This window comes from Pulveribacter suum (genome assembly GCF_003013695.1).
In the GTDB taxonomy this organism is placed as follows: domain Bacteria; phylum Pseudomonadota; class Gammaproteobacteria; order Burkholderiales; family Burkholderiaceae_C; genus Melaminivora; species Melaminivora suum.
The window spans coordinates 1577143-1591956 of the sequence record NZ_CP027792.1; the positions used below are offsets into that span (position 1 = coordinate 1577143).

The following is a 14814-nucleotide window of genomic DNA, read 5'->3' on the forward strand; positions in this document are numbered from 1 at the left end:
CTTACAGCACTCCCATCAGGTACACGAAGGTGAACACACCCACCCAGACCACGTCCAGGAAGTGCCAGAACATGGACAGGCAGTTGACGCGGCGCACGTTGGCGGGGGTCAGCCCATGCTTGGAGATCTGGATCATCAGCGTGATGAGCCAGATGATGCCGAAGGTCACGTGCAGGCCGTGCGTACCCACCAGCGTGAAGAACGCGGACAGGAAGGCGCTGGTCTGCGGCGTGGCGCCGGCGTGAATCAGGTGGGCGAACTCGTACAGCTCCACCCCCAGGAAGGCCAGGCCCAGCACGCCGGTGACGGCTAGCCAGGTCAGCGTGCCGCCCACGTTCTTTGCCTGCTTTTGCAGCATGGCAAAGCCAAAGGTGATGGACGACAGCAGCAGGAAGGCCGTGTTGATGGCCACCAGCTTCAGGTCGAACAGCTCGGCGCCCGTGGGGCCGCCGGCATAGGCCCGGCCCAGCACCCCGTAGGTGGCGAACAGGGCGGCGAAGATGAGCACGTCGCTCATCAGGTACAGCCAAAAGCCCAGCGAGGTGCCGTTTTGCGGGTGCGGCTCGTGCGCCAGGTGGTACTGGCGCGGCGCGGCGGCAGCGCCAGCGCCGCCGGCGTGGTTCAAGGTGACGTCAGACATGCGATGCGGCGGCCAGTTGCTGGGTGCGCGACTCTTCCACGGCAGCCACTTCGGCCGCGGGGATGTAGTAGTCGCGCTGGTAGTTGAAGGTGTGCACGATGGTGGCCACGATGATGGCGGCCAGCGAGCCGATGGCCAGCGGCCACATGTGCCAGATCATGGCGAAGCCAAACAGCGTGGACAGCATGGCGATGACGAAGCCCGCGCCGGTGTTGGCCGGCATGTGGATGGGCGCGAAGCCCGCCAGCGGCCGGCGGTAGCCATGCTTCTTCATGTCCCACCAGGCGTCGATCTCGTACGCCACGGGCGTGAAGGCGAAGTTGTACTGCGGCGGGGGCGAGGAGGTGGCCCATTCCAGCGTGCGGGCATCCCAGGGGTCGCCCGTCACGTCGCGCAGCTCGCTCCTGCGCTGGTAGCTGACGAACAGCTGCACGAAGAAGCAGGCGATGCCGATGGCGATCAGCACGGCGCCGAAGGCGGCGACCACGAACCAGATCTGCAGGGAGGAGTCCTCGAAGTGGTTCACGCGGCGCGTCACGCCCATCAGGCCCAGGATGTACAGCGGCATGAACGCCACCCAGAAGCCCACCAGCCAGAACCAGAAGGAGGCGCGGCCCCAGGACTCGACCAGGCGGTAGCCGAAGGCCTTGGGAAACCAGTAGTTGATGCCCGCGAACACCGCAAACACCACGCCGCCGATGATCACGTTGTGGAAGTGGGCGATCAGGAACAGCGAGTTGTGCAGCACGAAGTCGGCCGGCGGCACGGCCAGCAGCACGCCCGTCATGCCGCCGATGGCGAACGTCACCATGAAGCCGATGGTCCACAGCATGGGCACCGTGAAGCGGATGCGGCCCTTGTACATGGTGAACAGCCAGTTGAAGATCTTGGCGCCCGTCGGGATCGAGATGATCATCGTGGTGATGCCGAAGAACGTGTTCACCGTGGCGCCCGAGCCCATGGTGAAGAAGTGGTGCAGCCACACCAGGTACGACAGCAGCGTGATGACCACCGTGGCATAGACCATGGAGGTGTAGCCGAACAGGCGCTTCCTGGTGAAGGTGGGCACGATCTCGGAGTACACGCCAAAGGCCGGCAGCACCAGGATGTAGACCTCCGGGTGGCCCCAGATCCAGATCAGGTTCACGTACAGCATGGAGTTGCCCCCCAGGTCGTTCGTGAAGAAGTTGGTGCCCAGGTAGCGGTCCAGGCTCATCAGCACCAGCGCGGCCGTCAGCACCGGGAACGACGCCACGATCAGCGCATTGGTGCACAGGGCCGTCCAGGTGAAGATGGGCATCTTCATGAGCGTCATGCCCGGCGCGCGCATCTTGATGATGGTGACGATCAGATTGATGCCCGACAGCGTCGTGCCCACCCCCGCCACCTGCAGGCCCCAGATGTAGTAGTCCAGCCCCACGCCGGGGCTCTGCGCCCCCAGGTTGGATAGTGCCAGCCAGCCGGAGGTGGAGAACTCGCCCAGGAACAGCGACATCATGACCAGCACGGCGCCGCCGGTGGTCATCCAGAAGCTGAAGTTGTTCAGGAACGGGAAGGACACGTCGCGCGCGCCGATCTGCAGCGGCACCAGGTAGTTCATCAGCCCGGTGACGAAGGGCATGGCCACGAAGAAGATCATGATCACGCCGTGGGCGGTGAAGATCTGGTCGTAGTGGTGCGGCGGCAGGTAGCCCATGCTCTCGCCGAAGGCCATGGACTGCTGCAGCCGCATCATGATCGCGTCGGCAAAGCCGCGCAGGAACATGACCAGGCCCAGGATCATGTACATGATGCCGATCTTCTTGTGGTCGATGGAGCAGATCCAGTCGCGCCACAGCGGCGTCCACAGGCGGTACCTGCTCAGGCCGGCCAGCACGACCAGGCCGCCCAGCACCACGGCGATGAAGGTCCACAGCAAGATGGGCTCGTGCGCCATGGGGACGGAATCCCACGTGACGCGGCCCAGCAACCAGTGGTTGGGAGTCATTTGTTCAGGCATGTCGAATCTCGGGGGTCAGGGTGCGTCGCTGGCGCGCTGGCCGAGCGCGGCGACGATCTGCGGCGCATCGGCCGGGGTGCACATGTCGCGCGGCAGGCCGGCGGCGGCACGCGCGTCCATGGCCATCTGCTCGTGCATGCAGGTGCGGCCGTCCTCCACGCAGCGGTTCAGGATGCGGTCGTACAGCCCGCCCTGCACGCTGGCAAAGCGCTGCACGGGGTCGCGCTCGCTGGGCTGGGCCAGCTGCAGGTAGCTGGCCTGGTCCAGCGCCTTGCCCTCGGTGCGGGCCTTGTCCACCCACTGGGCGAAGCCCTCGTCCGAAAGGCCGTGGAACTTGAACGTCATGCCCGAGAAGCCCGGGCCGCTGTAGTGCGAGGCCAGGCCGTGGAACACGCCCGGCTGGTTGATGATGGCGTTCAGCTCCGTCTGCATGCCGGGCATGGCGTAGATCATCCCCGCCAGGTCGGGCACGTAGAAAGCGTTCATGGTCGAGGTGGCCGTCAGCTTGAACAGGATGGGGCGGTCCACCGGCGCGGCCAGCTCGTTCACGGTGGCGATTCCCTGCTCGGGGTACAGGAACAGCCACTTCCAGTCCATCGCCACCACCTGCACCTCCAGGGGCTTGATGCCCGCAGCCAGCGGGCGCTGGGCGTCGATGCGGTCCAGCGGGCGGTAGGGGTCGAGCTTGTGCGTGCCGATCCAGGTCAGCGCCCCCAGGGCAATGATGATCATCAGCGGCACGGTCCAGATGATCAGCTCCAGCGTGGTGGAGTGGTGCCAGTCGGGCTCGTAGGCGGCGTCCTGGTTGGTGTGGCGGTACTTCCAGGCGAACAGCAGGATCAGGACGATGACCGGCACGATGATGATCAGCATCAGCAGCGTGGCGGTGACGACGAGGTTGCCTTGCTGGGCGGCCACGTCGCCGGCCGGGTTGAGCACGACAGCCTTGCTGCAGCCAGCCAGCAGCAGGCTGGCCAGCGCGGCCGCCGGCCAGGCCAGCCGTCGAAGGGGTGGAGTGTGAACGGGCATGCGGGAAAACGCGGATTACGGAACTCCCGGCAATGTAATACCGCTAGCGCGTTTGTCGATTGGACATTTTGTCCAGGGTCAATGTAGGACGCGCCGCGCAAGAGGAAAAAGCCTGATGTTGATGCAGGACAAGGCGAAATGCGGGTTTCTCCGGCCATGCAAAGAGCGCCTGTTCGCTTGTTGGCGCCCCCTGGCGGGTGTAGAACGCACTTGAGGCGGATCAAGGGGCGCCCGGGCGCCCGGCCGCAACCGCCATGCAGGCAGTCAGAAGGAGCGTTTCGTCTATGAGCAGCAGCAGTTCGATGGCATTGCCCGTCTACGGGCACGAGAGCGAGGCCTCGCTGGCCCGCGCCCACACCGACGAGGACGTGACCCCCTCCGAGATCGCGGTCGGCGTGATCATCGGGCGCTCGTCCGAGTACTTCGACTTCTTCGTCTTCGGCATCGCCTGCGTGATGGTGTTCCCGCAGCTGCTGTTTCCATTCCTGTCGCCGCTGGCGGGCACGCTGGCGGCCTTCGCCATCTTCTCGCTGGCCTTCATCGCGCGGCCCTTTGGCACGGCGCTGTTCATGGCCGTGCAGCGGCGCTGGGGGCGCGGCACCAAGCTGACGCTGGCACTGTTCCTGCTGGGCAGCAGCACCGTCAGCATGGCCCTGCTGCCCGGCTACGAGACGGCCGGCATGGCCGCCATCGCCGCGCTCATCGTGCTGCGCATCGGCCAGGGCGTGGCCCTGGGCGGCTCGTGGGACGGGCTGCCCTCGCTGCTGGCCATGGCCGCGCCGAAGGAACGCCGCGGCTGGTACGCCATGGTGGGCCAGCTGGGCGCGCCGGCGGGCTTCGTGCTGGCGGCCTCGCTGTTCGCCTACCTGTACGGGCAGCTGACCAGCGAGGAATTTCTGGCCTGGGGCTGGCGCTACCCGTTCTGCGTGGCCTTTGCCATCAACGTGGTGGCCCTCTTTGCCCGCCTGCGCCTGGTGGTGGGCCAGTCCTACGCCGAGCTGCTGGAGGAAAAGGAGCTCGAGCCCATCGGCGCCGCGCAGCTCATGCGCGACGAGGGCGGCAACGTCTTCCTGGGCGCCTTTGCCGCGCTGGCCAGCTTTGCGCTGTTCCACGTGGTGACCATCTTCCCGCTGTCATGGATCTCGCTGTATTCCGAACGCAGCATGACCGAGGTGCTGGGCGTGCAGATCGCCGGCGCCTTCCTGGCGGCCTGCGCCGTGATGCTGTCGGGCCGGCTGGCCGACCGCATCGGCCGGCGCAACCTGCTGGGCGGCATGGCGGTGCTGATCGGGCTGTTCAGCCTGGCCGCGCCCTGGCTGCTGGGCGGCAGCGCGGCGGGCAGCAATACCTTCTTGCTGCTGGGCTTCGTGCTGCTGGGGCTGTCGTACGGCCAGTCGGCCGGCACGGTGACGTCCAACTTCTCGTCGCACTACCGCTATACGGGCGCTGCGCTGTCGTCCGATCTGGCCTGGCTGTTCGGCGCGGCCTTTGCGCCGCTGGTGGCGCTGGGGCTGTCGTCGCGCTTCGGGCTGGGGGCGGTGTCGCTGTATTTGCTCTCGGGCGTGGTCTGCACGCTGGTGGCGCTGCGCATCAACCGGCTGATCGAGCAGCGCAACTGACAACCCGGCCGCCGCCGGGCGGGCCCTCCTCAAACGATAGCTGTCAACGCTTGATCTGTGCGGGTTTGCGGTTGAAAACAACCGCAAACCTTTGTAGGTCAAGCGCTGGCAGCTCCTTTTTTGGTAGCGCCTGTCGGTGCATCCCGGCCCCGTCGCTTCAGTCCTTGGGCCGAAAGCCGATGACCAGCGAGGGCGGCACGCGCCCGTCCACGTCGCGCGGCAGCGTCTCGGTCTTGTGCAGGGCGCGCACCACGGCCTCGTCCCACGACTTGTTGCCGCTGGACTGCACGACGCGCACGCCGACGATGGTGCCGTCCGGCGCCGCGCGCACCTCGACTTCGGCGCGCGGGTTGCCCGCCACGGCGTCGGGATAGACGATGTTGGGCCGCACCTTGGCCGCCACCTTGCCGCCGTAGCTGCCCGAGGGGCCGCTACTGCGCTGGGCCGTGCCGGTGGCGGTCTCGGCACCCGTGGCGCCGGCCAGGCCGGCGATGCGGCGCAGCTGCTCCTTGCGCAGCTCCTCGGCGCGCTTGTCATCGGCCTCGGCGCGGCGCTTGTCCTCGGCGGCCTTTTTCTTCTTGTCCTGCTCGGCCTTTTCACGCTCGGCCTTCTCGCGTTCCGCTTTTTCGCGCTCCGCCTTTTCCTTTTCCGCCTTCTCGCGCTCGGCCTTCTGCTCGGCCTTTTGCTGGGCGGCGCGTTCCTTCTTCTCCTGCTCCAGCCGCTCGCGGCGCTCTTCTTCCTTGCGCTCGCGCTCGCGCTTCTCGCGCTCGGCGATCTGCTGCTGGCGTTTCTTTTCTTCCTCGACGCGCTTCTTCTCGCGCTCCAGGGCGATGTCGGCCTCGCGCGGCTCGGCCACCTTCGGTGGCGGCGGGGCAGGCGGGGGCGGGGCAGGGGCGGGCACGGGCGCCGGCCTGGGGGCGGGTGCCGGTGCAGGCGGCGGGGGCGGCGGCGCCACGGCGCGCGGCGCGGCCTGCTGGGGCACGGCAGACCACAGCTCGGCCTCCACGGCCGGCGCATCGTCGCTGGCCTTCCAGCGCACGCCCCAGGTCAGCGCGCCGATGAGCGCCAGATGCGCCAGCACCGCCAGCGAGACGGCACGCGAGCGCCCGGGCGGGCGCGGCGGAGCGAACTGGTCGCGGTCGCCGGTGGCCTGCAGCCGGGGCGTGAGGGGCTCAACCACCGCTCTTGACCGCCAGTGCCACGCGCGCCACGCCGGCGCGCTGCAGCGCGGCCATGGCCTGCATCACGGAGTCATAGGGGACGGTCTTGTCCGCGCTGATCAGCACGGGCGTGTCCTCGGGCTGGTCCTTGAGCCAGTTCTTCGCCGTCGCGCCCAGGTTCTGCAGCGCCACGGGGCGCTCGTTGCCGTCGGTCTTGAAGCGGATGCTGCCGTCCTTGTCCACGAACACGTCGGCGCGCGTCTTGGGCACCTTGGCGCCCTTGCCCACCGAGGGCACGTTCACCGAGCTGGGCGTGAGCATGGGCGCCGTCACCATGAAGATGATGAGCAGCACCAGCATCACGTCGATGAAGGGCACCATGTTGATCTCGTTCATGGAGCGGCGGCGGCTGCCGCTGCGCGATGCGGTGGCGGACATGCGGCGCGCTCCTTCAGTGGCCGGCCTGGGGGGCCGGGTGCGCCGCCAGGTTGCGCTGCAAGATGTTGGAGAACTCCTCGATGAAGGTCTCCTGGTGCGTGGCCACGCGGTCGATGTCGCGTGCGAAGCGGTTGTAGGCGATCACGGCGGGGATGGCGGCGAACAGGCCGAGGGCGGTGGCCACCAGCGCCTCGGCGATGCCGGGGGCCACGGTCGCCAGCGTCACCTGCTCCATGCCGGCAAAGCCGGTGAAGGCGTGCATGATCCCCCATACCGTGCCGAACAGGCCCACGTACGGGCTGACCGAGGCCACCGAGCCCAGGAAGGACAGGCTGGACTCGATCACGTCCATTTCGCGCTGGAAGCTCGCCCGCATGGCGCGGCGCGCACCGTCCAGCAGCGTGCCGGCGTCCAGGATGCGGCGCTCGCGCAGCTTTTGAAACTCGCGCATGCCGCTGGCGAAGATGCGCTCCATCGGGCCCACGCGCGCCGGGTCCTGCGCGGCGCTGGCGTACAGGTCGTTCAGACTGGTGCCGGACCAGAACTCGCGCTCGAACGCTTCGTTGAGCGAGCGCACGCGCTTCAGGGCAAACAGCTTGCGGAAGATGGCCGCCCAGCTGGCCACGGAGACCCCCAGCAGCAGCAGCATGACGAGCTGCACGACCCAGCTGGCGCCCAGCACCAGGCTGAGGATGGACATGTCTTGGGAATTCATGATGCGGTGAGACGTTGCAAAACGGCGGAGGGAATGCGGGCGGGGCGCAGGGAGGCGGCGTCCACCCAGCCGATGCGGATGGTGCCCTCGCACAGCACGGCGGCGTCCGGCGCAGAGCCGGCCCGAGCCTGTTGGTCGATTGTCAGGGATGCCCGGCCGCCGTCTGCGAGCCGCGCCGTAACAATCAGTTCATCGTCCAGCCGCGCCGGGGCGAGATAGCGCACGCGCGCGTCGCTTACGACGAACATCCCGCCCGTGAGTTCCCGCAGCGGCTGCTGGGCCAGGCCCAGCGAGCGCAGCCACTCGGTGCGCGCGCGCTCGAAGAACTTCAGGTAGTTGGCGTAGAACACGATGCCCCCGGCATCCGTGTCTTCCCAGTAGATGCGCACCGGCCAGCGGAAGGCCATCGCGCGTCAGCCAATCAGCGCGCGCAGGCGGGCCACCGATTCCTGCAGCTGCGCCATCGAATTGGCCGTGGAAAAGCGCACGAAGCGCTGCGTGTCGGCCGTGCCGAAGTCGCGCCCCGGCGTGATCGCCAGGTGGGCGCGGCGCATCAGCTCGAAGGCGAAATCCCAGCTGCCCTGCACGCCCAGCTTGTGCGCCGCCTGCGTGCAGTCGGCCCAGGCGTAGAAGGCGCCGTCGGGGGCCACCGGCACATCCAGGCCCAGCGACTGCAGGGCCGGAATGAAGAAGTCGCGCCGGGCGCGGAACTCGGCGCGGCGGCGCTCGTACTCGGCGATGCTCTCCGGCTCGAAGCAGGCCAGCGCCGCGTGCTGCGAGATCGTGGAGGCGCAGATGAACAGGTTTTGCGCTAGCCGCTCCACCACCGGCACCATGGCCTCGGGCACCACCATCCACCCCAGGCGCCAGCCGGTCATGTTGAAGTACTTGCTGAAGCTGTTGATGCTGATGATGTCCTCGCCCAGCGCCAGCGCCGACTGCCCAAACGCCTCGTCGTAGGACAGGCCCAGGTAAATCTCGTCGATCAGCGTGATGCCGCCGCGCGCGCGCACCACCTCGTGGATGCGGCGCAGCTCATCGGGCGCGATGGACGTGCCCGTGGGGTTGGAGGGCGAGGCCAGCAGCACGCCGCGCGTCTTGGGGCCCCAGGCCGCCTCGACCTTGGCGGCGCTCAGCTGGAAGCGCTCCTCGGCTGTCGTCGGGATCAGCACTGCGCGGCCTTCGGCGGCGCTCACGAAATGCCGGTTGCATGGGTAGCTGGGGTCGGGCATCAGCACCTCGTCGCCGGCTTCGATCAGCGCCAGGCAGGCCAGCTGCAGCGCGGCCGACGCGCCGGCCGTCACCACGATGCGCCGCGCCGGCACATCGACGCCGAAACGCTGCGCATACCAGCCGCTGATGCGCTCGCGCAGCGGCTCCAGCCCCAGCGCGTTGGTGTACTGCGTGCTGCCGGCGCGCACCGCGCGCTCGGCCGCCTCCTGCACCAGCGGGGGCGCGGTGAAGTCCGGCTCGCCGATGTTCAGGAAGATCATGGGCTCGGCCGTGGCAGCCACCTCGCGCGCCATCTGCTGCGCGGCCTTGGCCACTTCCATCACGTAAAACGGTTCGATGCGCTCGGCGCGGGTGGAAAACTTCATGGAACGATGCTGCCTGATGAACCTGCCGCAGTGACGGCAGAAAAGGGATGGGAAAGCGCCGGTCAGCCCTGATCGCCGTCCTGCGCCGGGGCGGGCGGCGTGCCCCGGTCCGCCGCCACTTCGGTCGCGCGCAGCTGCGGCGCCAGGTTGCCCAGGGCGCCGTTGACCCAGCGGTGGCCGTCGGTGCCGCCAAACTCCTTGGCCAGCTCGATGCATTCGTTGATGACCACGCGCCAGGGCACGTCCAGGCAGTGCTGGAACTCGTAGGCGCCAATCCACATCACGGCGTGCTCGATGGGCGAGACCTCGGACAGCTTCCTGTCCAGGTGGGGCTCGATCAGCGCGTCCAGCTGCGCCGCGCCCTCGATGCAGCCGTGCAAGAGCGCGTCGTAGTGCGCCGAGTCGGCCTTGTGAAAGCCTGCCAGGTCGCGCGTGAAGGCGTCCACGGCCGCCGCGTCGTTGCCGCCCACCAGGTACTGGTACAGCGCCTGTACGGCGAATTCGCGCGCGCGGCTGCGGCCGGACTTGGAGGCCGCCTTGCGCGCGCCGGTGCTGGTGGTGCCGGTGCGCGGCTGGCGCGGCGGGCGTTTGGAGGCGGGGGCGTCGCCGCTCATGCCAGGCCCCGCAGCAGCTGGGCCATCTCGACGGCCACACGGGCGGCATCCAGGCCCTTGTCGCTTTGGCGGGCGATGGCCTGCTCCATGTTCTCGGTGGTCAGGATGGCATTGGCAATGGGCACATGCCAGTCCAGCCCCACGCGGGTGACGCCGGCACCCGACTCGTTGGCCACCAGCTCGAAGTGGTAGGTCTCGCCGCGGATGATGCACCCCAGGGCGATCAGCGCGTCAAACGGCTCGCCGGAGGCTTCCTCGTCCTCGGCGCGCTGGGCCATGGCTTGCAGCGCCAGCGGCACCTCCAGGGCGCCGGGCACCTGCACATGCTCGATGTTGTCCTCGGCCACGCCCAAGCGCAGCAGCTCGGCGCGGCAGGCGGCTGCCAGGGTGTTGGTGATGCTTTCGTTGAAGCGCGCCTGGACGATGCCGATGCGCAGGCCCTGGCCGTTCAGCTGCAGGGCCGTTCCTTTTTCTGCGTCAAACATGGGTGTTTCTTTCGTTCGTGTGCGTTATTGGTTGGCGATGTAGCCGGTGATCTCCAGCCCGTGGCCGGCCATGCTGGGCATGCGCCGCGGCTGGCCCATGAGCTGCATGCGCGCCACGCCGCATTCGCGCAGGATCTGCGCGCCCACGCCGTAGGTGCGCAGGTCCATGCGGCCGCGCTCGGGCGCCTGGGCGGCGCGGGCGCTGCCCTCGAACTGGGCCAGCAGCTGGTCGGCGCCTTCGTTGCAGTTGAGCAGCACGGCCACGCCGCGCCCGTGCTCGCTGATGTGGCGCAGGCTGGCGTCCAGGCTCCAGGAATGCATGCTGCGCCCGACCTCCAGCACGTCCAGCACCGACAGCGGCTCGTGCACGCGCACCGGCACCGATTCATCGGCCTGCCACTGGCCCTTGACTAGGGCCAGGTGCACGGCCTGGCTGGGCACGTCGCGAAAGGCGTGGGCGGTGAATTCGCCAAACGCCGTCTGCATGCTGCGCGTGCCCACCTTGTGCACCAGCGACTCGTTGCGGCTGCGGTACTCGATCAGGTCGGCAATGGTGCCCACCTTGATGCCGTGCTCGGCTGCAAACAGCTGCAGGTCGGGCAGGCGGGCCATGGTGCCGTCGTCCTTCATCACCTCGCAGATCACGGCCGAGGGGCTGCAGCCGGCCATGGCGGCCAGGTCGCAGCCGGCTTCGGTGTGGCCGGCGCGCATCAGCACGCCGCCGTCCACCGCCTGCAGCGGGAAGATGTGGCCGGGCTGCACCAGGTCGCCGGCCTGGGCGCGGGGCGCCACGGCGGCGGCCACGGTGCGGGCGCGGTCGGCGGCGCTGATGCCGGTGGTCACGCCCTCGGCCGCCTCGATGGAAACAGTGAAGGCCGTGCCCATCTTGGTGCCGTTGCGCGCCACCATGGGCGGCAGCTTCAGCAGCTCGCAGCGCTCGCGCGTCAGCGTCAGGCAGATCAGGCCGCGGCCGAAGCGGGCCATGAAGTTGATGGCCTCGGGCGTCACGTGGTCGGCGGCCAAAACCAGGTCGCCTTCGTTCTCGCGGTCTTCCTCGTCCACCAGGATGACCATGCGGCCGGCGCGCAGCTCGGCCACGATGTCCTGGACGGGCGAGATGGGGGCGGGCGTGAGGGGGGTGTTCATACGGAGGGCTCTCGTCAGGCGCCTTGCGGCCGGGCCCCGGGCAGCGCGCGTTCTGCGGCGCGGTGCCAGCAAAGAACGGGTCGCTGCCGCAGGCGCGGGCCGCGCGGCAGGAGAAGATGGGATGCGTCGGTCGATCCCGAAGCGGGCGATTTTAGAGCGTGTCATGCACTTTTACGCGTCCGCGTTGGGTCTTTGCGCCAGTGATCGCAAGGCGCGTCGCGCCGGCAAGGCTGGCTGCCTTGCCAAGCGACGCAACGCCGCGAGCGCTGGCGCAAAGACCCAACCCTTCGGGAAAGCCGGGGAAAGGCCCGGCCACTGCGTTGCCCAGCGCTTGCAGTATCCATACCGCGGCGCGCCGGGCGCCTTGTGGGCAGGCCTTTCCCCGGCTTTCGCGGGCACGTAAAAGTGCATGACACGCTCTAAGCGCCCACCTCAAATCGACTGGGGAGCCAGGGTCACGTCGCTCGCCGGATAGGCCACGCAGGGCAGCACGCAGCCCTCGGCATGCTCCTCGGGCGTCAGGCCCGGCCAGTCCACGCGGTAGCGCACCTCGCCGGCCTCCAGCACGCCGATGCAGGTGCGGCAGGTGCCGTTGCGGCACGAGCTGGGCCAGTCGATGCCGCCTTGCTCCAGCGACAGCAGCAGCGGCTGCTCGGGCCAGGCGTCGCACTGCGTGCCGTCGTCGCCCACGCGGGCGATGAAGAAGGGCGGGGAGGCGGGGTGGGTCATGGTGCGCTCGATGAATATGAATGAAAAACGGCTCCAGCGCTTGCTGGACAAGCGCTGGCAGCTATCAAAACAGAAGCAACGCCGGCGCTCGGGCGGGTCGGCGCATGTGCCCAAAAAACAGGCAGTACAGCCGGTTGCCTTGCAGATCAAGCACTTGCGCGCGCCGTACAGCGGTTGTCCGAAGTTATCCCCATGATTGTCCAACGCCGGGCGGGATAACCGGTTCATGCACTGCGTAAAAAACAGGCAGCGCGGTGCTTTTCCTTGCGAATCAACCACTTGCGCCGCCCATACAGCGCTGCGCCGCAGTTATCCACATGATTGTCCAGTGCCTTCAGGGATAACCCCGGGCCGGCTTGCGCCGGCCCGCGCCGGGCTGGAACATGGCCGCTCTATGGACCAGCACGACTACTCCCAAGGCGCCGCCTACGTTCGCGGCCAGTACCTGCCCATCGGCCAGGCCAGCATTCCGATCACCGACTGGGGCTTTTTGCGCTCCGACGCCACCTACGACGTGGTGACGGTGTGGGACGGCGCCTTCTTCCGCCTGGACGCGCACCTGGAGCGCTTCATGGCCAGCTGCCGGCGCTTTAGGCTGGACGCCGGCCTGTCGCCCGAGGCCATCGCCCAGGTGCTGGAGCAGTGCGTGTGCCTGTCCGGCCTGCGCGCGTCTTACGTGGAGATGATCGTCACGCGCGGCCAGCCGCCCTGGGGCTCGCGCGACCCGCGCCAGGCGGTCAACCAGTTCTATGCCTTCGCCGTGCCCTTCGTGTGGATCGCGAGCGAGGCGCAGCGCAGGCAGGGCCTGCACCTGCAGGTCAGCGACGTGCAGCGCATCCCCGCCGCCAGCGTGGACCCGCGCGCCAAGAACTACCACTGGAACGACCTGACCATGGGCCTGCTGGGCGCGCTGGACGCCGGCTTTGACACCGTGGTGCTGAGCGACGGGGCCGGCAACGTGGTCGAGGGGCCGGGCTTCAACGTCTTCTGTGTGGATGCGCAGGGCCGCATCGCCACGCCGGCCGAGGGCGTGCTGGAGGGCATCACCCGCCGCACGGTGATCGAGATGGCCGCCGCGCTGGGCCTGCCCCTGGCGCAGCGCGCGCTGCCCGCCGCCGAGCTGCGCGGCGCGCGCGAGGTATTTCTGTCCACCTCCGGCGGCGGCGTGCTGCCCGTCACGCGGGTGGACGGCGCCCCCGTGGGCGACGGCCAGGTCGGCCCCGTCACGCGCCGGCTGGTCGATACCTACTGGGCCTGGCACGGCGACGCGCGCTACAGCACGCCGGTGCGCTACTAGGGAAGGCCTGCACAACTTCCTGCGGCGTCTGCCGGTGCAGCCCCGGGCGGATCGCTGCGTTGCTTTGCTTGCCCATAGCCAGCCGTGCTATGGGGCCGCCAAAAGCGCCTTGCGCTCCCTCCCGAGCTGCACCGGCATCCATCCGCGAAGGTTGTGCAGGCCTTCCCAGGCGCTGGCGCCACGCCCTTCGCTGCATTGCAGCAAAATCGCCCTCCAGCGCTTGCAGGACAAGCGCGGCAAGCTATTGTTTTTGATATTTTTCAGGAGACTTCCCCCATGACTCTCGACTTTGCGGGCCGCGTGGCCATCGTGACCGGCGCCGGCGGCGGCCTGGGGCGCCAGCACGCGCTGGCACTGGCCGCGCGCGGCGCCCGCGTGCTGGTCAACGACCTGGGCGGCGCGGTGGACGGCAGCGGCTCGGGCGCCTCGGCCGCGCAGGCCGTGGCCGACGAGATCCGCGCCGCGGGCGGCGAGGCGCTGGCCAACAACGCCTCGGTGACCGACTTCGACGCCGTGCTGGCCATGGTGCAGCAGGCCGTGGATGCCTGGGGCCGGGTGGACATCCTGGTCAACAACGCCGGCATCCTGCGCGACAAGTCGTTCGCCAAGATGGACATGGCCGACTTCGCCCTGGTGGTGCAGGTGCACCTGATGGGCGCTGCCTACTGTGCCAAGGCCGTCTGGCCGCACATGCAGGCGCAGAACTACGGGCGCATCGTCATGACGACCTCGTCCACCGGCCTGTACGGCAACTTCGGCCAGGCCAACTACGGCGCGGCCAAGCTGGCGCAGGTGGGGCTGATGCAGACCCTGGCCATCGAAGGCGCCAAGCACGGCATCCATGTGAACGCGCTGGCGCCCACGGCCGCCACCCGCATGACCGAAGGCCTGATGCCCCAACAGGTGCTGGACGCCTTGAAGCCCGAAGCCGTGGTGCCCGCCATGCTGGTGCTGGCGCACGAGAGCGCGCCCACCCGCACCATCCTGTGCGCCGGCGCCGGCGCCTTCGAGGCCGCGCACATCACGCTGACCCAGGGCCTGCACCTGGGTGTGGGCCCGGACGTGCCCGAGCAGCTGGCCGCCCGCCTGGCCGAGGTGACCGACCGCGCCGGCGAGCAGGTGCCGCAAAGCGGCGCCGCCCAGGGCACGCACGAAGTGGGCCGCGCCATGGCGGCGCACGGCGCCCGCTAGCGGCCTGCCGCCTGCCGCCTGCCCGCGCGCCGGGCCGGGCAACCCCCTCTGCATCGCCCCTGACACGCCCGGCCCGTGCCGGCAGGGGGCGCAGGCAGTGCCCCGCCGCGGCGCTGGCGCTTGATCCAGCGCCCGGGCAGGGCACCGCCCGGCG

The 14814-nt window shown here is 68.9% G+C and carries 16 protein-coding genes; 4 read left to right on the forward strand and 12 right to left on the reverse strand.

Annotated features, from left to right (window positions below; translation table 11 throughout):
• Position 1 precedes the first annotated feature (1 nt).
• Genes cyoC through cyoA form a run of 3 tightly spaced genes read right to left on the reverse strand, consistent with a single transcriptional unit; the run spans position 2 to position 3668 of the window.
• Complete coding sequence (cyoC, locus tag C7H73_RS07265) at positions 2 to 640, reverse strand: cytochrome o ubiquinol oxidase subunit III (RefSeq protein WP_106846037.1); 639 nt, start codon at positions 638 to 640, stop codon at positions 2 to 4.
• Entirely contained in the window at positions 633 to 2639 is a 2007-nt protein-coding gene (gene cyoB / locus C7H73_RS07270; protein ID WP_106846038.1) for a cytochrome o ubiquinol oxidase subunit I, read from the reverse strand. The genes cyoC and cyoB overlap by 8 nt, the downstream gene beginning before the upstream one ends.
• A 15-nt stretch (positions 2640 to 2654) precedes the next feature.
• Positions 2655 to 3668: a ubiquinol oxidase subunit II gene (cyoA, locus tag C7H73_RS07275; protein ID WP_106846039.1), complete on the reverse strand. Its 1014-nt coding sequence runs from the start codon at positions 3666 to 3668 to the stop codon at positions 2655 to 2657.
• A 284-nt stretch (positions 3669 to 3952) separates the two neighbouring features.
• On the opposite strand from cyoA, the gene C7H73_RS07280 reads away from it, so the two are divergent.
• Entirely contained in the window at positions 3953 to 5287 is a 1335-nt protein-coding gene (locus C7H73_RS07280) for an MFS transporter (RefSeq protein WP_106846040.1), read from the forward strand.
• A 157-nt stretch (positions 5288 to 5444) separates the two neighbouring features.
• Here C7H73_RS07280 and tolA read toward each other — a convergent pair whose 3' ends face one another.
• From tolA to C7H73_RS07325, 9 genes are all read right to left on the reverse strand, one after another.
• Positions 5445 to 6443: a cell envelope integrity protein TolA gene (gene tolA / locus C7H73_RS07285; RefSeq protein WP_106847574.1), complete on the reverse strand. Its 999-nt coding sequence runs from the start codon at positions 6441 to 6443 to the stop codon at positions 5445 to 5447.
• A 16-nt stretch (positions 6444 to 6459) separates the two neighbouring features.
• Positions 6460 to 6885, reverse strand: coding sequence for an ExbD/TolR family protein (locus tag C7H73_RS07290; RefSeq protein ID WP_106846041.1), 426 nt, complete (start codon positions 6883 to 6885; stop codon positions 6460 to 6462).
• 13 nt (positions 6886 to 6898) lie between these two features.
• On the reverse strand, positions 6899 to 7600 hold the full coding sequence (gene tolQ / locus C7H73_RS07295; protein ID WP_106846042.1) for a protein TolQ: 702 nt from the start codon (positions 7598 to 7600) through the stop codon (positions 6899 to 6901).
• Entirely contained in the window at positions 7597 to 8007 is a 411-nt protein-coding gene (gene ybgC, locus C7H73_RS07300) for a tol-pal system-associated acyl-CoA thioesterase (RefSeq protein ID WP_106846043.1), read from the reverse strand. Before ybgC ends, tolQ begins: the two co-directional genes overlap by 4 nt.
• A gap of 6 nt (positions 8008 to 8013) precedes the next feature.
• A complete protein-coding gene (locus tag C7H73_RS07305) occupies positions 8014 to 9198 on the reverse strand; it encodes a pyridoxal phosphate-dependent aminotransferase (protein WP_106846044.1) in 1185 nt (394 codons plus the stop codon).
• A gap of 62 nt (positions 9199 to 9260) precedes the next feature.
• Complete coding sequence (nusB, locus tag C7H73_RS07310; protein ID WP_106846045.1) at positions 9261 to 9812, reverse strand: transcription antitermination factor NusB; 552 nt, start codon at positions 9810 to 9812, stop codon at positions 9261 to 9263.
• A complete protein-coding gene (ribH, locus tag C7H73_RS07315; RefSeq protein ID WP_106846046.1) occupies positions 9809 to 10297 on the reverse strand; it encodes a 6,7-dimethyl-8-ribityllumazine synthase in 489 nt (162 codons plus the stop codon). The genes nusB and ribH overlap by 4 nt, the downstream gene beginning before the upstream one ends.
• A 24-nt stretch (positions 10298 to 10321) precedes the next feature.
• On the reverse strand, positions 10322 to 11443 hold the full coding sequence (ribBA, locus tag C7H73_RS07320; RefSeq protein ID WP_106846047.1) for a bifunctional 3,4-dihydroxy-2-butanone-4-phosphate synthase/GTP cyclohydrolase II: 1122 nt from the start codon (positions 11441 to 11443) through the stop codon (positions 10322 to 10324).
• A gap of 432 nt (positions 11444 to 11875) precedes the next feature.
• On the reverse strand, positions 11876 to 12172 hold the full coding sequence (locus C7H73_RS07325) for a 2Fe-2S iron-sulfur cluster-binding protein (RefSeq protein WP_106847575.1): 297 nt from the start codon (positions 12170 to 12172) through the stop codon (positions 11876 to 11878).
• Here C7H73_RS07325 and C7H73_RS15500 point away from each other — a divergent pair.
• The 3 genes from C7H73_RS15500 (at position 12171) to C7H73_RS07335 (ending at position 14660) form a co-directional block, all read left to right on the forward strand.
• Complete coding sequence (locus C7H73_RS15500; RefSeq protein ID WP_157948328.1) at positions 12171 to 12368, forward strand: hypothetical protein; 198 nt, start codon at positions 12171 to 12173, stop codon at positions 12366 to 12368. The two genes, C7H73_RS07325 and C7H73_RS15500, sit on opposite strands and share 2 nt — an antisense overlap.
• Before the next feature lie 198 nt (positions 12369 to 12566).
• Positions 12567 to 13469 (forward strand): aminotransferase class IV, encoded by a 903-nt coding sequence (locus C7H73_RS07330; protein WP_106846048.1) that lies wholly within the window; start codon positions 12567 to 12569, stop codon positions 13467 to 13469.
• A gap of 276 nt (positions 13470 to 13745) precedes the next feature.
• Positions 13746 to 14660 carry an SDR family NAD(P)-dependent oxidoreductase gene (locus C7H73_RS07335; protein WP_106846049.1) on the forward strand — a complete coding sequence of 305 codons (915 nt, stop codon included), beginning with the start codon at positions 13746 to 13748 and terminating at the stop codon, positions 14658 to 14660.
• Positions 14661 to 14814: the final 154 nt, after the last annotated feature.